Below are 21,608 nucleotides of genomic sequence, written 5' to 3' on the forward strand. Positions count from 1 at the left end.
GATGTCTCGAGTAGAAAATTTTTTAACGGCCGAAGAAGAACAAGAAATTGTTCAGGCAATTGTCAATGCCGAAAAAAATACGTCCGGTGAAATACGGGTACATTTAGAGGCACATACAAAAATCGACCTACTCGACCGTGCTAAAGAAGTATTTCATTTACTAAAAATGGACAATACCAAAGAAGAAAATGGAGTACTGATCTATGTGGCCGTAAACGACAGGAAATTTGCTATTTATGGTGATCGCGGCATCGACAAGGTGGTCCCCAAAAATTTCTGGGATTCCACTAGGGACACCATTGCATCGCATTTTAAAAACGGAAGGTTCAAACAAGGCCTTATCGAAGGCATATTGAAAGCCGGAAAGGAGTTGGAAAGTCATTTCCCATGGCAACATGGCGATGTAAATGAGCTGAGCAATGAAATATCTAAAAACTAGTTTACTTGTACTCTTTCTTTTCTGGGGCCTAGGTTCTTTTGCCCAGCTCGAAATTCCCGAAAAACCAGAAAAGGAAACCAGCGTCTATGACTACATTGACCTTTTAAGCACAAGCCAGAAAAAAAACCTGGAAGAAAAGCTCATTCGCTATTCCGATAGCACTTCCACCCAAATCGTAGTCGCCATCATCAATTCTACGAAAGGGGAACAAATCAACTACCTTGGAGCGCATTGGCTCACCGAATGGGGGATTGGCCAAAAGGGAAAAGACAATGGAATATTAATTGTCTTAGCCCAAAATGACCGTAAAATCAGCATTAATACCGGCTATGGCGTCGAGGCCACCTTGACCGATGCGATGTCAAGACGTATTATTGAGACCGTTATTATACCCCATTTTAAGCAAAACAATTATTACGAAGGCCTGAACAGTGGCTGCGATGCCATTTTTCAGGTACTTCAAGGGGAGTTTAACGAAGAGCGCTCATTTAACGATGGTGTGGCATCTCCCCTAGCCCCGTTTTTTCCCTTCATTATCTTTTTCATCATTCTTATCATACTCTCCCGTCGCAACAAAGGTGGCGGCGACAACGGAGGTAACGGCGGTAAACGCAATAAGGGCCTAGACCTTTGGGACATTATCATCTTAAGCAATATGGGCCGCAGCGGAGGCTCAGGAGGCTTCGGAGGAGGCTTTGGCGGTGGCGGTGGTTTCAGCGGTGGCTTCGGTGGCGGCATGGGCGGCGGTGGCGGCGCCTCGGGCGGTTGGTGACAATCTATTTCTTTTTAGCCTTCACGAGTGGCCCGAATATATTATATTAGTAGGAAATTCCATAGACAGCTATTCCTTAAAGCGTACTTTAAATCGATGGCAACTAAAATATTCATCTATGAACAAAAGTTTAAAGTTCCGAACGCTTCAAAAGGAAAGTGCCTTTAAAAAGAAAGTAGTTGCCGATATTTCCAAATGTTTCAAGGCTTCGCTAAGAAACGAAAATTTCGACCAACTCGAGTCAAAGCTTAAAGTCGCTATCAAGAGCACCATCAAAAAATTTGAAGACGGCAATAAAATATCGCAAACCGTAAATTTCGATACGGAATTTGCAATTGACTCGAACCAAATGTCCATTGGCCAGTTGCACCCCACAAACCCTGAAATCGAAAGACTGAAACAAAAGAAATCAGCCCTTGAGTTTCAGTTAAAAACGAAAGAGGAAGAATTAAGAAATTTGAACAGACGAACCAATTTGGCCAAGGATCTAACCCGTAACGAAGCCATAAAGGGATTGGTCTTAAATGTTATTCAAAAATTCAAAACACTTTCAGAAGAACAACAATTGGAGTTGATCAACAATAAAGAGAAATTAGAACGTGCCGTCAAAAATTACGTCAAAAATTTTATTGTTTATTACGACGAAGAAGAAAAGGCTTGGGCAATTAATTTCAAGAAAAGCGATGTAACAAACGCTGTAACTACCGGAAAAGATGTCGTCGTTCTTGCCGCCAACCTATCTTCCAAATATGTCAATATAGCTACGAATGCCATACACAAGGCCACTCTGGCACAGTATGAAATCTGCAAAAAGGAAAGAAACGAATTAAAATCGAAGCTAGAGGACGTCAATGAGGAGTTAGAACGTGAATACGACAAAATGGGCAAACGTCCTAGATTTACGGGTGGTTTTGGCGGTGGTCGTTTTGGCGGCGGTGGTAGTTTTGACGAGTGGAGGCCTTAAAACATAAACCTATTGCCCTCTTTTGATTTTTTACCCCCAAACTGGTCAAATTTATAGGTTAGGCTCATCATGAAATAACGGGTCAAGACCGTACCCTGCTCATCTTGAATAAAGTCTTGTCCTGTAATCCGTTTCGTATTTATATTTTGATTTAAAAGGTCATAGGCCAACAACTTTAAGGTCGCACTCTTTTTAAACATTTGCACACCTAAGCTCATATTCCAAAAGACGGCATCCTTATCAAAATTATTGCCCACACTACCATTGTAATTGTAACGGATGTCATTCGCCCAAATTACGTTCTTAGGCCAATACAGGGTAGTTTTCAGCTCGGCGTTATGAGATGTAAAGTTGATATCATCATAACTTTCCAAGTTGTATTGGGTTGAATTTACCGTAACGGAATAACCTGGTTCTACCTCTAAGAACTCCTTAAAATTAAGGGTAGTGGTGATGCGCGGAGTAAAAGAATTTCTTTTCGCCTCGAGGCGCTGGCCATTTACAAAACCCACGTTCTTTTGAAGGTTAAAATAAGGCCTAAAATTAAACTTGACCTTTAAGGTGCTGTCTTTTTTGATTTCCTTTGAATAGCCCACCCCACCGTAGTGATTGTAGTTTCCATCTACATTGATATAGGTCGTACGACGAAGTAAATCCTCATCGGTTTCCGTTACCGACGAAATAAGTTTATCATGAAAGTTAAGTCCAAAGTAAACAAACATACCTGTGCGTTCCTTCCAATTAAAATCATTGTAATTGAAATACACATTTCTTGAAACCGAAGGTTCCAAATCAGGATTACCGGTTACCACATTCAAAGGATTGCTTACATCGGCAACGGGCTGCAATTGATTGATACGCGGCAGGTCTACATAAGAATCAAAGTAAACCCCTATTCTTTTGCTCTTATCAAGATTATAGTTCGCATAGGCATTGAGCAAAACATTCTTATACGATTTCGAAAAAGAGGTCGAACGTAGAAACTCAGAATTGTCCAAATCAGAAAACTGGTACTTCATATCAAGGCCCAATCTTAACTTTTCGGTATCCTTTTTTATGCCTATGGATGGCGTCTTGCGAGAGGTCTTGAAAAGAAAATCGGAGCTAAGTGCCGAATTAAACCGTGAATAAGTACCGGTAAGCTCATCTAAATCGAATACCGAACGCACATTGCTATTCTTGTCTTCTTGTTGCCTATAGGTCAAATCAAGAAACAACTTCTCGGCTAGGGCCTGCCTGTAGTTTACCCCAAATGTGTAGCTATCATTTTCAGCCTCGAATTCCGTATTCTGGTTGAGCTCATCGGTTCTGGCATTATCCCCAAAAATACGACTGACCGTATTCAATCTAGACTCGTTGTTGTTTTGCTCATTGCCATTATTGAAGAACAGGCGTACATAAGTACCTAGGGTATCCAACTTTTTGGTAATATCAAAACGATTCGAAAAATTCCTGCTCACACCATCCTCACTGGTCAAGTTTTCATTTTCGTTCAAGAGTCCATCATTTTCGGTAGATGAGCGGGTACTTGATGCATCGATGGAATTCGTCTGATTTACGCTCATAGACGGGGCCAGGGTAATCCGAAGCGTTTCATCGATATCGAAAATAAGATCCGCCGCCCCTCTATTCGACATCGTATTCCCCTCAAAACTCGACTCACGATCCGTAAAAAAACTTCCACTAGGCAGAATATTTTCACGTGACATACGCTCATCATTGTAACTATCCGACGATGAAAAGAAGTAGTTTCCAGTAATCTCGTACTCTCCTTTTTTAGAATTGGCATAACTGGCGCCCAGAGTATTGGAGGTCGTGATACCTTGTCCGAACCCAAAATTTAATCCAGCTATAGAAAATCCGCCATCTCTATTTACACTAAAACCTCCACTCCGTGCACGACCGATCATATCATAGATTTCATCAAAGGAGAAGCCCGACGAATTTATATTGTTGGAAGCCGCCACCAAACTAAAGCGTTCATCACCGTTAAAATAATTGAATAAGGCATTGGCTTGATATCTTTCATCAGTACCATCACCTGCCGTTAACCGGCTCAAGATTCCCTTGTTCATATCCTCTTTGATCGTTAGGTTTATGGTCTTTGAAGACCCGTCTCCACTTTCGCCGGTAAATTCTTGGGCTTTCGTTTTGGTATCGGTTATCTGTATTTTGCTAATAATATCCTTGGGCAGGCTCTTGGTGGCCATTTTGGGGTCGTTGCTAAAGAAGACCTGACCGTTTACCAGTACTTGGCTCACCTCTTTTCCGTTTACCATAATCTTTCCGTCACTATCGACTTCTACGCCTGGCAGCTTTTTCAATAGTTCCTCTACGGTGGCATCGGGCCGCGTCTTAAACGAATCGGCGTTAAACTCCAAGGTATCCTTTTTGATCGTGATGGGCACCCTATCGCCCACAACGGATACCCCTTTGAGCTCTTGGGCCTGTTCCTCCAACAATAAGGTACCAAGCTCTACATGGTCTTTCAGTTGAACCCTCATGACCTTGGTCTTGTACCCATTATAGGAAAAGAACAGATTCACTTCCTTTACCCCCGAGCGATCCTCAAGCGTAAAACTTCCGATTTCGTCAGAAATGGTATATGCGACCAAGGCACTATCCTTTGGCGATTCGGCATAGATGGTGGTAGCTTCCAAGGGCTGTTCAGAAACAGCGTCCACTACTTTACCGGTGATTTTGAATTCTTGGGAATAGGTGTTCACACAGAAAAATGTGAACACAAGAAAAGCTGGTAACACTTTCTGCATAAACGGATCAGTCATTGGATTGGCAAATGGCTTGACCCAAATCTAATCATTGAACTAAAACATTAGTTGCAATTTAACAAAAGTTTATGCCCGGGTTTTATAGGATTTTACGTAAAAAAAAACAACGCAAGTCCCTACAGCACGCCCCTTAGCCCTTACTTTTTCCTCATATAGATAGTGACGGGTACCCCGTTAAAATCAAAGTTCTCCCTTAGTTTGTTTTCCAAAAACCGCTTATAAGGTTCCCTCACGTATTGTGGAAGATTACAGAAAAAGGCAAATTGGGGATAGTTTGTCGGCAACTGGGTGATATACTTGATCTTCACATATTTGTCTTTATAGGCCGGTGGCGGAGTGCGCTCTATGATCGGCAACATGACATCGTTAAGCTTTCTGGTCTTTATCTTCTTAGATCGGTTCTTATACACCTCTACGGCCGTCTCTATAGCCTTGTAAATACGTTGCTTGGTCAGTGCCGATATAAAGAGAATAGGCACATCTACAAAAGGCTCCATCGCTTTTTTGATCCGCTCCGTATATTGCTTCATGGTATTGGTCTCCTTCTCCTCGATCAAATCCCACTTATTTACCAAAATCACGATACCCTTGTTGTTCCGTTGGGCCAACCAGAAGATATTTTCGACCTGGCCATCAAATCCGCGAGTGGCATCGAACATTACCAAACAAACATCACAGTGCTCAATGGCCCTTACCGAACGCATCACGGAATAGAATTCCAAATCTTCCTTTACCTTCGATTTTCTTCGTATACCCGCCGTATCGACAAGATTGAACTCAAACCCGAAACGGTTGTATCTGGTATCGATACTATCCCTAGTAGTACCGGCAATATTGGTAACGATATAACGGTCTTCACCGATCAAGGCATTTATGAAGGAAGATTTCCCTGCATTGGGCCTTCCTACCACGGCAAACCTCGGAAGGTCAGCTTCCTCCTTTTCCTTTTCAGGAAGCACTTCTACCAAGGCATCGAGCAAATCTCCCGTACCGCTACCGTTGACGCTGGAAAGGGTAAAATACTCTCCCAGTCCCAAGGCATAAAACTCTACCGCATCTTCGGCACGTTTGGCATTGTCTACTTTATTGACCGCCAAAAAAACCGGTTTTTTCACCCTACGGAGCAAGTTGGCAACGTCTTCATCCATGCCCGTTATACCACTTTCCACATCTACCATAAAAATAATGGCATCGGCTTCATCAATGGCCAATTCTACCTGCTTATCTATTTCTTGTTCAAAAACATCGTCACTACCCTGAACATAACCACCGGTATCTATAATAGAAAACTCTTTACCGTTCCAATCACTTTTTCCATAGTGGCGGTCACGGGTAACCCCGCTTACGGCATCAACAATAGCTTCCCTCCGTTGGATCAAACGATTAAAAAACGTAGACTTCCCTACATTCGGTCTCCCTACAATGGCTACAATAGCACTCATACTTCCTTAAATTTGCTGCAAAAATAGTATTAATCCCGATGGAATCGTAATTCTAATCAACTAATCGTAAGTAAATTAAAAACAGAATCCCCAAATCTCAAAATGAAATTCGGGGATTCTACTATGTTTTAGCCGGTTAAAGACTTTATTTTATTTCATAGATCGAAACGGTATTGGATACCTCATTGGTGATGACCAATAAATTTTCACCGTTTGGCGATTCTTCCGCGGGTATGACCAAGAGTCCTTCAGGTGCAACATCTTGCGTACTAAAGATCCATTTTAAAAATTCAGGGGCCGAGGGGTTGGTAATGTCATAAACCATGGCACCTCCGGTTCGTTCAAGGCCGACGAACAATAAGGTTGACTCTCCAATTTTAAGTGTGGTTACCGATTCGGGTTCCGCCCCCTTATCATCACTCCTTCCATCGGCTTCACCTTCATCGTCATTAAACAAAGTAGGGGCGATTTCCATCGTTTTTCTTCCAATTTCATCACCACTATCGTAAACGATTTCACCCTGGGGAGTCCAGATGGTAAATGAGCGTGCGCCATAGGAGTAGATTTTATCATAATCACCATCGCCATCGATATCGCCATTGGCCGTAGTGATTTTTAACCGTCCGAGGTTTTCATCGGCCTGTAGTTCTTCGGCATTAGGAAAGGCCGTAGCATCGAGTACAAGGTCCTTTACCCTTTCCTCTTCCGAATAACCGTCGTAATCACGGGAATCGCCTTCATTGGCGGAAATAAGGTAAGCAGCTCCCCCTATTTTGGCATAGGCAATAGCGTCGGGCATATAAAAACCTAGTACCGGCCATGTTTGAAAGTTGCCCAGCATACCGTCTTTATTACTGGCATCCATGGCGTTTTCAGTAAGGGAATGATCCTTCACCCCCAAACCGAAAACATCGGTCAATGTCATTGTAGACAGATCAACAACGGCCATACCATTGTTTTCCTGTAAACTGACATAGGCGTACTTACTATCTTCGGAAACCGCCACATATTCCGGCTCAACATCTTGCGCCAGACAAGCCTCAGGACCAAAAACACGAAAATCGTTCCCGATGGTCTGTCCGTTATACGCTGTAAAGAACAAAGTATGAACCTCTTTTTTTTCAACATCGATTACCGATATCGAGCCTTCGGGATCTACCGTATAATCGTCATTAGGCTCCCCTTCATTAGCGGCAACAATATATTTTCCGTTCGGGCTGAACGCGACCATATCCGGCAAAGCACCTGCGGGATAAGAGTCGACCAAGCTCATGGTAGCGGTATCATATACCTCTATCGTACCGTTTACCTGTTTATTGTCGTTCTCTAGGGCTATGGCCAAAAGACCATGATGAACCGCAACGCTATTAGGGGTTCCCGTCAAGGCAATGGAAGCTTGTTTTGATGGCACGGAAGGTTCGGAAATATCCCAAACGGAAACTTCGCCCTGTACCGGATTAACAACAAATAAATTTCCGGTAACAGCATCGTAAGCACTAATTTCGGCAAAGCCCTCTTCGCCGGAACCATTAACAAAACCTCCTATCTTGGTATAGGTAAGCTCAGAGGTGTTCACTACGGCAGGGCCTTCGTGGGGATGGCCGACAAAATCTTCCAGTTTTTCACAGGAAAAACTACCCAATGCGATAAGAATAAACGGAATACTTTTAATTTTTTTCATCTTCAAGTTTGGTTATTAATCACCAAAGATGAAGTTTCAAGGTCACTTAAAAGTTAGCTTAAGAACAAGCAATGTTTAAAAGAACGCAATGAAAGGGTTAAGAAGGTTTAGTTATTGTATCCAAAGCGTTTCAACTGGCGGGCATCGTTACGCCAGTTTTTATTGACCTTTACATACAATTCCAAATGCACCTGCTTACCGAAGAATTTCTCTAGGTCTTTACGCGATTCTACGCCTACCCTTTTTAAGGCACTGCCCTTGTGGCCAATAATAATACCCTTTTGGGAATCTCGCTCCACCATAATAACCGAGCGCATCCTGATGATATCTTCATCTTCAAAAAACTCTTCGGTCTCGATTTCTACGGAATAGGGAATTTCTTTTTTGTAGTGCATCAAGATTTTCTCTCGAATGGTCTCGTTTACAAAAAACCGTTCGGGTTTATCGGTCAGCTGATCTTTAGGGTAATAAGCGGGTGCTTCGGGAAGCAGTTCGATAATACGCTCGAAAATATTCTTGATATTAAAGTTGGACAAGGCCGAAATGGGGTGCAGTTCTACGGTAGGAAGCATTTCTTGCCAGTATTGCACCTGTTCCTCCAAAAGCTCTTGGGTTGCCGTATCTACTTTGTTAAGCAATAGCAACACCGGTATTTTGCTGTTTTTGATCTTGTCAAAAAACGCTTCGTCCTTCAAAGCCTTTTCGCCGATCTCGACCATGTACAAAAGCACATCTGCATCTTCAAAGGCCGATTTTACAAAATTCATCATGGACGACTGCAGCTCATAGGCGGGCTTAATGATTCCGGGAGTATCGGAGAGGATGACCTGAAAGTCATCGCCGTTGACAATACCTAAAATACGGTGCCTTGTTGTCTGGGCCTTAGAAGTAATGATGGACAGTTTTTCGCCCACAAAAGCGTTCATCAAAGTAGACTTGCCCACATTGGGATTGCCGATAATATTTACGAATCCTGCTTTATGCTTTTGCATCTTTCAATTTTTTAAAGTAGTCGGTCGCCGCTGCATTTACTTTCGGTGCCAGTAATAAAACGGCTATCATGTTCGGTATGACCATGAGTGCGTACGATAAGTCAATCAGGTTTTTAACCAAGTCGAGCGAAGCTACTGCTGCAAAAATAATCATGATTACGAAATACCAGTTGTAAAACTTCCCAATTTTTGCATTGGTCAAAAAAGAAAGACACTTTACCCCATAATACGAGTAGGTAAACAGGGTAGACATGGCAAATGCCGTAACGATGATCATCAGTAGCACATCGCCATAGCCGAAGAGGGTGGTCTCGAATGCCGAAAGGGTCATGACAATTCCGCTACCATCCTCCAAATAAGCTCCGCTTAAAATGATTACGACCGCTGTAAAGGTACATACCAAAATGGTATCTATAAATGGACCTAACATTGCCACAAGACCTTCCTTTATAGGATTATCGGTTTTTGATTGCCCATGGTACATCGGTGCACTACCCAGACCGGCCTCGTTAGAGAACATAGCCCGGCGGATACCTATGATGACCAGCCCCCAGAAACCTCCGGTGACGACGGTCTTAAAGTTCCATGCTTCGGTAATGATCAATTTTAAGGAAGGAATAATTTGCGAAGCATTTAACACCATTACGATTACAACGGCCACCAAATACACCAATACCATAAAAGGAACGATGGCCGAGGCCACTTTCGCAATTTTGGTCAACCCTCCAAAAATCACAAAGGAGGTAACCACGGCAAGAAGCACACCTATGCCCAACTTCCAATTCTGCTCGCTCATTTGAAACAGGGTCTCCGACGGTTCAACAACACTCATAAAGGTTTCGGTGAACTGATTGGCGGTAAAAACCCCCAAAAAACCGAACAGTCCACAAACGGCAAAAAACACGGCCAAAGGCTTGGCTTTTGGCCCTAGTCCTTTGGTTATATAGTACATGGGGCCACCCTGCAGTTTGCCTTCGGAATCCGTACTGCGAAACATAATGGAAAGGCTACATGAATAGAATTTGATACACATGCCGATAAGCGCGGTCACCCATATCCAAAAAACCACACCGGGTCCACCATCGTGAATGGCTATGGCCACCCCGGAAATATTTCCTAGCCCAACGGTTGCCGCAACGGCAGCGGACAAGGCCTGAAAAGAACTTACATCACCTTCGGCGGTCTTATTATCATACTTCCCTGCCGTAATGGCAATGGCATGACCAAAGAAACGATAAGGTAAAAATTTAGAGTAAAACACCAAGAAAAGTCCCCCTCCAATAAGCAGGAGAAACATGGGCCACTCCGTATAGGGAAGTGCAGCTGAAATAAAATCGTTTATTGTATCCATAAAAAGGCTTGCAAGTCCCGAAGGTATGGAATTTGGATATTTTTTCAAGTATACCAAAAAAGATTCTGGCTTAAGTTTGGAATTAAGTAAAAAACAGTCGTATATTTGTCGCCCGTTACGAATAGTAGCGCTCATCTTGTCGGCGTCATGAGCCGAAGTTGCAAAACAAGAAAGGTGAAACCCATATCGCGGGGTAGAGCAGTAGGTAGCTCGTCGGGCTCATAACCCGAAGGTCGCTGGTTCGAGTCCAGTCCCCGCTACTAATTAAGAAGCCATTTATCTGAACAATCAGATAAATGGCTTTTTTTCTTCCCGACATTTTTTCGGTTTTCAGGGATCATGACCAATTGTTGTGGGATCATGACCAATTGTTGTGTTTATGCAAAAATTGTCGTCAATCTGTAAAGGAAGAATTCTACATTTTTCACCCCTCTGAACTGTGCCCTGAACGCTTTAATTTTTGCGTTGAAGGATTCCGCAGAAGCATTCGTACTTCTATTTATAAAATAGTTTAGGATCGACCTATAATTGAGTGATATCGTATTGGCAATGGTATTGAAGGCCCTAAAGCCTGTGTTCTGTACATCTTTGTACCAATGTGCCAGCTTTGTATATGCAGATTGTATAGAAGCTGCTGTATTGAATATGTTCCTGAGCCCCTGCACAAGATCGAAGGCGACCTTTATATCGGGATATTGGGCGAACAATATTTTACTTCTTTCGGCTTGGTTCTGCGTCCAATTGTTTGGTGATTTGTAAAGTAGGTACCTACTTCTGGCTAAGAGTTGTTTTCTGGTATCCCCATTGCTAAACTCTTTTGGGACGAATGTCCCGTTCTTTGCCCTGGCCTCTTTAATCTGTTGGTTCTCTTGGTCTATGGCCTCCCATCGGTGTTTGATTCGGATGTCCTGAAGGGCCTCCAGTGCCAGTTTTTGCACATGGAACCTGTCCGTTACCTGTATCGCCTTTGGGAAGCAGGTCTTGGCGATGGTCTTCATGGAGTTGGCCATATCCAGAGTGATTTCTTTGACCATGGCCCTTTTCTTGGCCGATATCTTTAACAGCTGCTCTATAATCGGCCCCACCTTGGTACCGGAGAATATGGCCACTATGGCCCCTTTCTTGCCCTTGGCTTTTTTATTGGTGATTATGGTGTAGAGTTCTCCTTTGGAGAGTGCTGTTTCGTCAATGGACAGATTAGGCCCTATGTTTTCGGGGAATATAAGCCATTGCTTGGCATGGGATTTCTCCTTCCACTGCCTGAAATCGCTTAGATAATCCCTAAACTGTCGCTGTAGTTTTTTGCCGTTTACCCCATAGAATTGGCCGATGGTATGACAGTCATTTGCTTTAGTACTGACCAAGTACTTTTAAAAAAGCAGCGAACTCTACGGTCATACGAGTTCCCTGGGCCACCAACTCCCAATCTCTTTGCACGGCTTGCCCCGTGGCCTTGTCCAGCCAACGGCGGCGCTTAATGTGGAGAAAGACCGACTTTCCCCGCAATGGAAAGTCCTGGACGACGATCTCCTTATGAAATCCATGGCCTATTAAAATGCGGTGTTTTTCCTCTTTAGGGGTATCCTCTTTTTCTTCAAAATATAAATGAAGCATACCATCTTCAGTTTCATGGGAAACTAGTTTAAAGTGGGTTAGTAAAAGTTCCGGCAGTATAAGCTTTAATAGGTCGATAGATAATTCCAATGCTGTTCGTTTTACTGCAAATATCGAACTCCTATTTCAATTCACACACAACTTTTGAGCTTGATCCATAAAGACGGATCATGACCAATTGTTGTGTGAATACAAATATTGATCATGACCCTTGATCAATACTTGTTACAAAAGCGCTCCCTATTAACATGAAGCACATTGTTTACACCAAATTATTTCATACTCAGTAGAGTAGTTTTCTTTAGCAACAAAATAACCAAACTTAATTCAACCCTAAAACCCACTACTTGACGAAAATTCACTAAAAGTGCTTCCATTTTGCCCATTGGCATGACACTAGGGAATTCCTCATTAGAGCATACCTATTCATCACAAGAACCTTTACCTTTTTATAGTCCTACTTCTAAAATTAAACTAAGCCTAAATGCCTGGTCCTACAACATGCCACTCTTCAACTATATAAAAGGGAAGACTGAAGGCATGAGCCTCTTTCAATTGTTAGATGAACGTGCTCGGCTGGGTTTTGATGCTATTGACCCAACAGGGTATTTCTTCCTGGGATATCCAGAAGTTCCTAAGACATTTTTTATAAACGATTTCAAGCGGCGTATATTTCAGCTTGGTCTAGATGGAAGTGGCACAGGTATAAGAGCTGATTTTTCCCCAGCTAATAAGAAAAAGAGAATGGCCGACATGGAATTAACGAAACAATGAATTGAGGTCGCAGCAAAAATGGGAGCTCCGGTCATGCGTATCTTTGCTGGACACCAACCCGAAGAACATACCTAGGAAGAAACCGCAGTTAGGGTTTCTGATACCTTGATCGAATGTGCCGATCACGGTAAAAAACACGGTGTCTTAGCAGGTGTCCAAAATCATGGTGCCATAATAACATATCATAAGAACTTCCAACTACCGTGGCTACCTTCTTATTTAAACCCTCCCAATACCAGGGATGGAAGATGGGTGTAAAAGGGTGCCGATATTACCGGCAAATCTGAGCAAGGCCCCTGATTAAATCGAATCGTAAAAAAATGAAGTGTAGGTGAAAATGAATGATGCGGGTAACTCTAATCAAGTTCCCATTTGTTAACCATATCATACACCCCTGATAATTGAATTAGTGACATAAATGGTAAGATACCGGACACTGAAAACTAGCGTAAAACTCCAACAAATAAATAGCTCATATTTACACACAGGTATAACCCTGGTACAACCTTAGGTTGAACTAAACTAACACCTATTGAGCCGTATTTTCTGGTAGCGTCCACAATAACCTCTCAAACATTTTTTTAATTGCTGTATATTTAAAAAGGTATCTCCATTAAGTATTCTTCTGCGTTACCAATTCCATTCAGATTCTTTACTTAGATTTTACAAATAGATAACAATACCGCCCTTTCTTAAATACATAGAAGGTGTACATTAGGAGCCTCCTATGTTACTATAACATACAGTTATAATATCATCAGCTAAATAATCCATTAAAGAGCTTCATATAAGCCCTAAAAAGTTTTAACACATAATCATGGTCCATTTCCTAAAAATCATTCTTATTGGTTTTCTATTTACAAACTCTTTGAACATTTTCGCAATAACCACACATGCACAAAAGGACGACCCTAAAATGCCAGAAAGGGGTATTTGTGCGCACAGAGGTGCTAGTAAACTACATCCTGAAAACACCATCTCGGCATTTAAAGAAGCAGTGCGCCTGGGCGCTCAGATGATTGAATTTGATGTAAGAATGACTATTGACAACAAACTGATCATCATGCACGACGCTACGGTCGACCGAACTACAGATGGATCAGGCTTGGTAGAAGACCTAACATGGAATGAAATTAAAGAGCTCGATGCCGGAGCATGGAAATCCAAAAAATTTAAAGGAGAAAGGGTGCCTTTGCTAGACGATGTTCTTGACGTTTTTCCAAAAAACATTTGGTTGAACGTACATTTAAAGGGAGATAAAAAATTAGGAATTGCCGTTGCCAAAACAATTCTTGCTAAGAATAGAACACATCAGGCCATTATAGCATGTAACAATGAAAGCGCCAAAGGTGTTAGGCTAGTAAACAGTGATATTATGATTTGTAATATGGAGCGAACCAGTTCCCGGAGTGACTATATCCAAACTACAGCTAAAGAGAAATTTGCAGCCATACAACTATTAAAGAAAAGAGATAACACGAATATTCTCAAGGACATCGAAACGCTAAAATTTAATAATATAAAAATTAATTATTTCTACAGCAACACTCCCGAAGAAGGCATAACATTACTCAACAAAGGGGTTGATTTCGTTTTAACCGATAACTTATCTGAAATGCTTGAAGCTGCACGTTCCATAGGAATTGAAACATCTCATTAATCCCTGAGTTTTACCTTTAACATCAACGGTTTATTCACGTATGGGTTCAATCGTCTCCCTTATAATTAATGATTACTTAACTTTTTTCCTCCTTTAAGTTGATATGCGTGCAATTATCTTCATCCTTGAAAATATTAAATGACACCAACCAATCTTACGGAAATATCTGATACACGACTTCTTATACTCATAAGAGAAGGGAACGAACTAGCTTTTCATCAGATATATAATAGGTACTGGAAACAGCTTTACGCCTACACCTTAAATATTCTAGAAGACAAAGGACTTACCGAAGACACTATCCAAGAGGTCTTTATTAAAATTTGGACAAATAGAGAAACTACCCAAATAGAACGATTAAAGAATTATCTATTCAATGCTGTTAGAAACAATGCACTATTAAAAATAAGGGATAATAAATTCTCGTCCCTAAACGAACAAATTATAAGTACACTGAGTTTAAATTCCGAAGCAGAACAAAATCTAAATCTAGAGGATTTAACATTTCTTATCAAAGACGCTGCTTCAAATCTACCCGAAAAACGAAGAGAAATTTTCTTGATGAGCAGACTGCAAAATTATTCAATAACCGAGATTGCCGATTTTTTTAATATTTCACATCGAAGTGTAGAGAATCAATTGTACCTAGCCTCTAAAGAACTCAGAAGTACACTGGGAAAATCGTTACACTTCCTAGTGCTTTTCTGGAATATCTAGTCAAAAGTTAATTGCCGCTATATTTAATGTTACCAATACGTTAATTCAGGCTTTTTTTGAATATGAGACGTGAGTACCCCCCACCATTTTGTGTCTTGATACCATAACAGGATAATTGTGACCAAGAAAGAATTCATTAGTTTATTAGACAAACATGCAAATGGTTTTTGTTCTGAAGAAGAAGAGGAGCTTCTACTCGAGTTCTGTAATGAAGCCCAAGGGAAAAATAAAATGGATTCTTGGAATTTATTGGAGACGGAACAAACAAGAATTCGATTGTTGAAAAACATCACTAACGCTTTAAAGCTTAGCGATATTAAATCTATCAACAATAAGAAAATTTATTGGAAACAGCTTGGGGCGATTGCAGCAACGTTTATAAGCCTAATCGCCATTGTCTACTTATTCCAAAAAAATGATAGGTTACCAAATAACACGATTACATTGGAGCTCGAAGATGGTTCATTAAAGGTCTTAGATGAGCACGCTACAACTGAACTGTTCGATGAACAAGGTAAACTCTTTGGAAAGCAAAAGAAAAGAGAACTTGTCTATTATCCTGCAAACTCAAAAAGTGAACTTGCTTACAATACATTAACTGTTCCCAACGGAAAAACCTTCGACATCCTATTATCAGATAGCACCAGTGTACATCTCAACGCCGGTTCATCACTGAAATATCCTGTCAAATTTTTAAGGGGAGAAGAAAGAAAAATATTTCTATCAGGGGAGGCTTTTCTGAATGTAAAGAAAGATTCCCTGCGTCCATTTATAGTAAATGCCGATGAGTTGAACATTAGGGTACTTGGCACTCAATTTAATATCAATGCATACCCAGAAGATGAAGTTGCCGAAGTTGTTCTAATTGAAGGCTCCGTGAGTCTCTACCAACATGAGGAGAATTTTCTAGAGAAAGGTACTTTACTCGCTCCCGGACATAAAGCAAGCTTCAATAAAAAACATAGAGAATTTTCTAAAGAGAAGGTTTTACCCGACCTCTATACTTCATGGATGCAGAATGAACTGGTTTTTAGGAAAATGACTTTTGAAAATATTCTAAGAAAATTGGAGAGACATTACAACGTCAAAATCTCAAATGATAATTTAAGTATATCGAAAGAAAAATTCAATGCCAATCTAGGTAAAAATACTCCTATAGAAGCTGTGCTTCAAGATTTGAAAACAACCTATAATATCAATTATACCATTAATGGAAATCAAATAAATATAACAGAATAAAAAACCATAATACTTATGAACTAGAACAACCAAAGTAAAAACCAACAATAAAAAAGCACTCTAGTATCAATACTAAAAATTAAAAAAAATCGAGAAATGCGTCAACATTTCCCGATTGGACTAAAGTGATTTTTCTAAAAGAATTACCACAATATAACACTATAAAAGTATGAAAAAACTTCTTAACCTTACAAGAAGCCTTTCCCCGTTTCAAAAATTCACTTATAAAATGAGACTTTGCATTCTACTCATTTTAGTTTCTTTTTTTAAAATTAACGCTAATGAAAACTATTCATCACAAACCAAGCTCACACTAAATTATAATAACATATCCGTGAGTGAACTCATTGATACCATTGAGAACTCCACAGATTTTCGTTTCGTATATAAAATCAAGGCTGTCGACTTAGGCCGTTCAGTATCTATTAATGTCCGGAACGTACCGATTGATACTTTACTCGATTTAATATTCTCAAAAACAAAAACCGATTACAAAGTCATTGAAACCCGCATATTCCTTACTGAATCCAAGTTGAAAAATGATGCAACCAATAGGACTAAGCATCACATTCCTAATCTAAAATCAGATTTACAAAAATTAATCAATGGTACCATTACCGATGAAAACGGAAGTCCATTACCTGGTGCTAGCATTGTTGAAAAAGGAACTACTAACGGTACGACCTCTGATTTTGATGGCAACTACACCATTAACGTTTCTAACAACGGTGCAACGTTAATTGTCTCCTATATCGGCTACACAACTAACGAAATAATAGTAGGGGAAAGGACGGAAATCAATGTACAACTAGAACCCGACGCAATGGAACTGTCAGGTGTTGTGGTAACGGCCCTAGGTATCAAAAGAGAAGAAAAATCACTGGGATATTCGGCACAGACGATAAATGAAAAGTCCGTAAAGGATGCCAAGACCAACAACTGGGTAAATTCCCTTTCAGGAAAGGTAGCAGGGCTGAACATTCAAGGTGCTGGAGCCGGCCCAATGGGATCGGCACGTATAACCCTTAGAGGCGAATCATCGCTAAATTTGGAAAACAATCAGGCTCTAGTAGTTGTTGATGGTGTTCCAATTAGCAGCAAAATTACTGGCACAGGTTTCTCGTCTTACCTTTCAGCAGATAGCCCTGTGGATTATGGATCAACCTTATCCGATATCAATCCTGACGATATTGAGGAAATGACTGTTTTAAAAGGACCAGGTGCCACGGCATTATATGGTAGCAGGGCTGGTAACGGAGCTATTATTATTACTACCAAATCAGGTTCAAAACAAAAGAATGGAATTGGCGTTACTATTAACTCCAACTTTAATACCGAATCAGTCAATCGTTATCCCGACTATCAATTTGAATATGGTGAGGGGCGCACTTCTGAGTATTATTCATATTTAGATAGTCCAGACGGCTTAAACACCAGTACCAACGTGGGTGCGGGCAGAGCATGGGGCCCAAAATTTTCAGGACAATCCTATTTTCAATTTAATCCCGATACCCCTGATGGCAGACCAACTGAGCGAACCCCATGGGTACCCTACAAAAATTATATTTCGGGATTCTTCAGGACTGGTACAACTACTTCCAACAGTATTTCCTTAGAAGGCGGTGGAGACAACGGATCCGCAAGATTTTCAGTAACCCATTTAAAGAACAAATGGATTATACCTAATACTGGTTTTGAACGTATTAATGCCTCATTATCGGTAAACCAAAAAATTTCCGACAAGTTAAAAATCGCGGGTAAAGCTAACTATACTAATAAAACTAGTGACAACCTACCAGCTGCCGGTTACAATAATCAATCCTTAATGTATTTTCTGATTCTTGGAACTGCCCCGAGTATTAATCCTGAATGGTTTGACCCTTATTGGCAACCCGGGTTAGAGGATGTTGAACAAAAAAATCCTTTTAACCCAGGGCCGGACAATCCACTTCTGGGTATGTATGAAATGTTGAACACAATGAATAAACATGGTGTTATTGCGAATATTTCACTAGACTATGAATTTTCCAAAAAGTTAAGTCTTAAAGTACGTTCCGGCCTGGATATGGCCTATGAATTCAGAACACAACAGCGCCCATTTAGCATGACTAAATTCCCTAGAGGCTCTTATCGCGAACAGGACGTATTCAGTTATGAATCCAATACAGACTTCCTATTGACCTACACAGGAAATCTGGGCAAAAAAATTGGTTTTACAGTCTCAGGTGGAGGTAATGCTATGCGGCAGAACTATAATTTTACCGGAAAATATGCGGATCAATTGGCGCAGCCAGGCATTTATCAAATTTCTAATAGTTTAGACCAAGCAGTATTAGACCCCATAAGGACAGAGAAAGCTACCAATAGCTTATATGCAATTTCACAACTTTCATTCTTAAATGACCGTATTTTTTTAGATCTTACCGGCCGTAATGACTGGTCGAGTACCTTACCTTTAAAAAACAACTCTTTTTTCTATCCATCGGTAAGCACCAGTTTCTTAGTTAGTGATTTAATAACACTTCCAGAAGCCGTTTCTTTTGCAAAACTTCGGCTTTCATGGGCGCAAGTAGGTAATGATACCCGCCCCTATCAAACCGCTAAATACTATGATAGAGTTTTAAGTAATAGTTTTACAAACCCAACCACTCTTTTCAATAACGAATTAAAACCTGAAATTACAACAAGCTATGAGATTGGAGTAGATTTACGATTATTGAAAAATCGGTTAGGACTAGACGCGACTTATTATACAAATGACAGTCGTAACCAGATTTTAGCCATTCCCTTGGATCCGGTATCGGGCTATTCGAACGCACTAATTAATGCGGGTTTAATCAACAGTCAAGGTTTGGAACTTAAATTAACTGCCAAACCTATTAACAATGAAAATTTCAAATGGAATACAACCTTGATATGGTCAAGAAACCGTAGTTATGTAAAGGAACTTTCAGATGGAATAGAAACTCAGGTTATATATGCACGTGGTAGTAACGTATCCATAGAAGCTCGTGTAGGAGGCCTTATGGGGGATCTTTACGGCAGAGGTTTCCAACGTTCTCCAGATGGACAGATTATCTATTCATCTGCTGGTCTTCCTGCAGAATTGGATCCAGAAAGTAAAAAACTAGGGAATGCTTTTCCCGATTGGAAGGGTAGTATTATGAACGAAATCTCATTGGGCCGGTTCAAGTTCAGTATGCTTTTGGATGGTCAAACAGGTGGAAGTATATATTCCCATACAAACCACAAGAGTAATACCTTAGGTAAAACCAAAGTGACATTACCAGGTCGTGAAACGGGTATTGTAGGAGACGGGGTAGTCTTACAGCAAGATGGTTCCTATGCTCCTAATACCATAAATGTTCCCGCTGATTCCTATTACAATAATTATTACAAGAGTAGCAATGCTGAAACAAACATCTTTAGCACTGATTTTCTCAAAATACGCGAGGTTAGACTAGAGTATAAATTCGCTAAGAATTTGCTAGACAAAATTGGGTTGCAAGGAGCAACTATCGCATTGTTTGGAAGGGACCTATTCAATTTTACTAAGTTTCCCGGTTTTGATCCAGAAGGTGGCAATCTGAATAACGGTACGTTAACCCCAGGAGTGGAATTGGCCCAGTTTCCCTCCACACGTTCTATCGGAACCAATCTCACTTTAAAATTTTAAACCTTATCTACTTTAAACATGTACAAAAAACTTATAAATACCGTTCTGATCTTTACAATCTTGCTGACTGGTTGTACCAAAGATTTTGAAGAATTAAACACTGACCCGAACAGACCTGAAGAAATAACCCCTGGGGTACTTTTAGGACAGTTGCAGTACCGCATAGTAAATTCGGCAATTAAGTCATCTAGATCATTCACTCATGAATTAATGCAAGTGGATGTACCAAGGGAAAGTACAGGTGGTGGCGGTCAACATCGTTACGTCATAAATCCAGGAGAAGGTGTTTGGACTTCTTTCTATAGTTATCTGACGGATATTGAAGATTTACAGACTATTTCAGAGGAACTAAACGAGGATAATTATAAAGGCATCGCATTAGTTTACAAGTCTTGGGCATTTTCCATCTTGACAGATTTATATGGTGATATCCCTTATTTTGAAGCTACTTCCGCAGGTGATGGTGTTTTTCAACCAAAATTCGACAAACAAGAAGATATTTATGTACAAATCTTAAATGATTTGGAAATAGCCAATTCCTTATTTGACGATTCCAAAGCACTCACTTACGGAGGAGATTTGGTATATGAAGCAAACGAACTGTCAGGTGATAGTAACCCTGGCATAACCAAATGGAAAAAATTTGCTAATTCACTACGTTTAAGACTTTTACTAAGGATATCCAAGCGTGATGGCGAGATCGATATAACGTCGCAAATCAATACTATTTTAAGTGACCCGGAAACCTATCCCGTTTTTACCAGTATAGATGATAATGCAATTTTCAATTATACCGGTTCGTTCCCCTACTTTAACCCATATTATAATGCACGTACGGTAGATTGGAGCGAAAACGTCTACTTTACAAAATTCTTTATTGACGGACTTAATGCCTCCGAAGACCCAAGACGCAATGTATGGGCCCTCACGGTTGAACAAGAGGGTCAAAACATTTATAGAGGAGCAGAAAGCGGTTATCCTGTAACTACCCAACACGTTGTAGGACAGAATTCCAGTTATAGCGACAATCTTAAAACGTTTCCTCAACTGGGTATCATGATGACCTATGCCGAAGTAGAATTTATTAAAGCGGAACTTGCCTTAAAAAATCATCCTACTGGCCAACAGCCAAAAGATCATTACGCATCCGGAATAAGGGCTTCCATGGCCCAATGGGGGGCACCTATGCCAAATGACTTTTTAGAACGAGAAAATATTAAATACGATACTTCAGCTACAATGGAAGGCCAGATGACGCAAATTATGTTGCAAAAATACTATGCCTACTTTTTTGTAGACTACCAATCTTGGTTCGAAAAGCGCAGGACTGGATACCCTGAACTCCCAAGAGGAGAGGGTATTCCCTTGGAAAACAACTTTCCCTCTAGAATTCCCTACCCCACCTACCTTCAATCGTTAAACCCAAATAACTTGCAGGCGGCAGTAAATAATATGGGTGGAGATAATAGTGATATTAAAGTTTGGTGGGATAAATAAT

General features: G+C 40.6%; 16 protein-coding genes and 1 tRNA gene. 10 read left to right on the forward strand and 7 right to left on the reverse strand.

Features of this window, described 5'->3' with window-relative positions; translation table 11 throughout:
* The first annotated feature begins 1 nt into the window (after window position 1).
* The 3 genes from ZOBGAL_RS04635 (at window position 2) to ZOBGAL_RS04645 (ending at window position 2,175) form a co-directional block, all read left to right on the forward strand.
* The gene (locus ZOBGAL_RS04635; protein WP_046287344.1) at window positions 2-439 is read left to right on the forward strand and encodes a TPM domain-containing protein; all 438 of its coding nucleotides are present in this window, start codon (window positions 2-4) and stop codon (window positions 437-439) included.
* Window positions 420-1,211, forward strand: a complete 792-nt coding sequence (locus tag ZOBGAL_RS04640; protein ID WP_013992352.1) for a TPM domain-containing protein — start codon at window positions 420-422, stop codon at window positions 1,209-1,211. The genes ZOBGAL_RS04635 and ZOBGAL_RS04640 overlap by 20 nt, the downstream gene beginning before the upstream one ends.
* Window positions 1,212-1,329: 118 nt before the next feature.
* Window positions 1,330-2,175 carry a hypothetical protein gene (locus ZOBGAL_RS04645; protein WP_013992353.1) on the forward strand — a complete coding sequence of 282 codons (846 nt, stop codon included), beginning with the start codon at window positions 1,330-1,332 and terminating at the stop codon, window positions 2,173-2,175.
* On the opposite strand, the gene ZOBGAL_RS04650 is transcribed toward ZOBGAL_RS04645, so the two are convergent.
* The 5 genes from ZOBGAL_RS04650 to ZOBGAL_RS04670 form a co-directional block, all read right to left on the reverse strand.
* A complete protein-coding gene (locus tag ZOBGAL_RS04650; protein ID WP_046287345.1) occupies window positions 2,172-4,946 on the reverse strand; it encodes an outer membrane beta-barrel protein in 2,775 nt (924 codons plus the stop codon). The genes ZOBGAL_RS04645 and ZOBGAL_RS04650 overlap by 4 nt on opposite strands.
* A gap of 155 nt (window positions 4,947-5,101) precedes the next feature.
* Window positions 5,102-6,406, reverse strand: coding sequence for a ribosome biogenesis GTPase Der (der, locus tag ZOBGAL_RS04655; protein ID WP_013992355.1), 1,305 nt, complete (start codon window positions 6,404-6,406; stop codon window positions 5,102-5,104).
* Between the two features lie 145 nt (window positions 6,407-6,551).
* Window positions 6,552-8,087, reverse strand: a complete 1,536-nt coding sequence (locus ZOBGAL_RS04660; protein ID WP_013992356.1) for a choice-of-anchor I family protein — start codon at window positions 8,085-8,087, stop codon at window positions 6,552-6,554.
* Between the two features lie 107 nt (window positions 8,088-8,194).
* Window positions 8,195-9,079 carry a GTPase Era gene (era, locus tag ZOBGAL_RS04665; protein ID WP_013992357.1) on the reverse strand — a complete coding sequence of 295 codons (885 nt, stop codon included), beginning with the start codon at window positions 9,077-9,079 and terminating at the stop codon, window positions 8,195-8,197.
* Window positions 9,066-10,430 carry an alanine/glycine:cation symporter family protein gene (locus ZOBGAL_RS04670; RefSeq protein ID WP_046287750.1) on the reverse strand — a complete coding sequence of 455 codons (1,365 nt, stop codon included), beginning with the start codon at window positions 10,428-10,430 and terminating at the stop codon, window positions 9,066-9,068. The genes era and ZOBGAL_RS04670 overlap by 14 nt, the downstream gene beginning before the upstream one ends.
* Window positions 10,431-10,617: 187 nt before the next feature.
* On the opposite strand from ZOBGAL_RS04670, the gene ZOBGAL_RS04675 reads away from it, so the two are divergent.
* Window positions 10,618-10,690, forward strand: a tRNA-Met gene (locus ZOBGAL_RS04675).
* Window positions 10,691-10,807: 117 nt separating this feature from the next.
* On the opposite strand, the gene ZOBGAL_RS04680 is transcribed toward ZOBGAL_RS04675, so the two are convergent.
* Window positions 10,808-11,794 carry an ISAon1 family transposase gene (locus ZOBGAL_RS04680; protein ID WP_013992359.1) on the reverse strand — a complete coding sequence of 329 codons (987 nt, stop codon included), beginning with the start codon at window positions 11,792-11,794 and terminating at the stop codon, window positions 10,808-10,810.
* The gene (locus tag ZOBGAL_RS04685) at window positions 11,781-12,134 is read right to left on the reverse strand and encodes an ISAon1 family transposase N-terminal region protein (protein ID WP_013992360.1); all 354 of its coding nucleotides are present in this window, start codon (window positions 12,132-12,134) and stop codon (window positions 11,781-11,783) included. Before ZOBGAL_RS04685 ends, ZOBGAL_RS04680 begins: the two co-directional genes overlap by 14 nt.
* 288 nt (window positions 12,135-12,422) lie before the next feature.
* Here ZOBGAL_RS04685 and ZOBGAL_RS22580 point away from each other — a divergent pair, with 288 nt between their 5' ends.
* The 6 genes from ZOBGAL_RS22580 (at window position 12,423) to ZOBGAL_RS04715 (ending at window position 21,607) form a co-directional block, all read left to right on the forward strand.
* Window positions 12,423-12,818 carry a hypothetical protein gene (locus tag ZOBGAL_RS22580; protein ID WP_013992361.1) on the forward strand — a complete coding sequence of 132 codons (396 nt, stop codon included), beginning with the start codon at window positions 12,423-12,425 and terminating at the stop codon, window positions 12,816-12,818.
* Window positions 12,819-13,635: 817 nt separating this feature from the next.
* A complete protein-coding gene (locus ZOBGAL_RS04695) occupies window positions 13,636-14,478 on the forward strand; it encodes a glycerophosphodiester phosphodiesterase (RefSeq protein WP_013992362.1) in 843 nt (280 codons plus the stop codon).
* Between the two features lie 138 nt (window positions 14,479-14,616).
* Window positions 14,617-15,195, forward strand: a complete 579-nt coding sequence (locus tag ZOBGAL_RS04700) for an RNA polymerase sigma factor (protein WP_013992363.1) — start codon at window positions 14,617-14,619, stop codon at window positions 15,193-15,195.
* A 117-nt stretch (window positions 15,196-15,312) separates the two neighbouring features.
* Complete coding sequence (locus ZOBGAL_RS04705; RefSeq protein WP_013992364.1) at window positions 15,313-16,434, forward strand: FecR family protein; 1,122 nt, start codon at window positions 15,313-15,315, stop codon at window positions 16,432-16,434.
* Window positions 16,435-16,603: 169 nt separating this feature from the next.
* The gene (locus tag ZOBGAL_RS04710) at window positions 16,604-20,110 is read left to right on the forward strand and encodes a SusC/RagA family TonB-linked outer membrane protein (protein WP_197541281.1); all 3,507 of its coding nucleotides are present in this window, start codon (window positions 16,604-16,606) and stop codon (window positions 20,108-20,110) included.
* 18 nt (window positions 20,111-20,128) lie between these two features.
* Window positions 20,129-21,607, forward strand: coding sequence for a SusD/RagB family nutrient-binding outer membrane lipoprotein (locus ZOBGAL_RS04715; RefSeq protein ID WP_013992366.1), 1,479 nt, complete (start codon window positions 20,129-20,131; stop codon window positions 21,605-21,607).
* Window position 21,608: the final 1 nt, after the last annotated feature.

It is taken from the genome of Zobellia galactanivorans (assembly GCF_000973105.1).
Lineage (GTDB): Bacteria > Bacteroidota > Bacteroidia > Flavobacteriales > Flavobacteriaceae > Zobellia > Zobellia galactanivorans.

Coding starts and splice junctions, on each gene's coding strand:
- ZOBGAL_RS04635 (WP_046287344.1), top strand. CDS start 2: ATGTCTCGAGTAGAAAATTTTTTAACGGCCGAAGAAGAACAAGAAATT.
- ZOBGAL_RS04640 (WP_013992352.1), top strand. CDS start 420: ATGAAATATCTAAAAACTAGTTTACTTGTACTCTTTCTTTTCTGGGGC.
- ZOBGAL_RS04645 (WP_013992353.1), top strand. CDS start 1,330: ATGAACAAAAGTTTAAAGTTCCGAACGCTTCAAAAGGAAAGTGCCTTT.
- ZOBGAL_RS04650 (WP_046287345.1), bottom strand. CDS start 4,946: ATGCAGAAAGTGTTACCAGCTTTTCTTGTGTTCACATTTTTCTGTGTG.
- der (WP_013992355.1), bottom strand. CDS start 6,406: ATGAGTGCTATTGTAGCCATTGTAGGGAGACCGAATGTAGGGAAGTCT.
- ZOBGAL_RS04660 (WP_013992356.1), bottom strand. CDS start 8,087: ATGAAAAAAATTAAAAGTATTCCGTTTATTCTTATCGCATTGGGTAGT.
- era (WP_013992357.1), bottom strand. CDS start 9,079: ATGCAAAAGCATAAAGCAGGATTCGTAAATATTATCGGCAATCCCAAT.
- ZOBGAL_RS04670 (WP_046287750.1), bottom strand. CDS start 10,430: ATGGATACAATAAACGATTTTATTTCAGCTGCACTTCCCTATACGGAG.
- ZOBGAL_RS04695 (WP_013992362.1), top strand. CDS start 13,636: ATGGTCCATTTCCTAAAAATCATTCTTATTGGTTTTCTATTTACAAAC.
- ZOBGAL_RS04700 (WP_013992363.1), top strand. CDS start 14,617: ATGACACCAACCAATCTTACGGAAATATCTGATACACGACTTCTTATA.
- ZOBGAL_RS04710 (WP_197541281.1), top strand. CDS start 16,604: ATGAAAAAACTTCTTAACCTTACAAGAAGCCTTTCCCCGTTTCAAAAA.
- ZOBGAL_RS04715 (WP_013992366.1), top strand. CDS start 20,129: ATGTACAAAAAACTTATAAATACCGTTCTGATCTTTACAATCTTGCTG.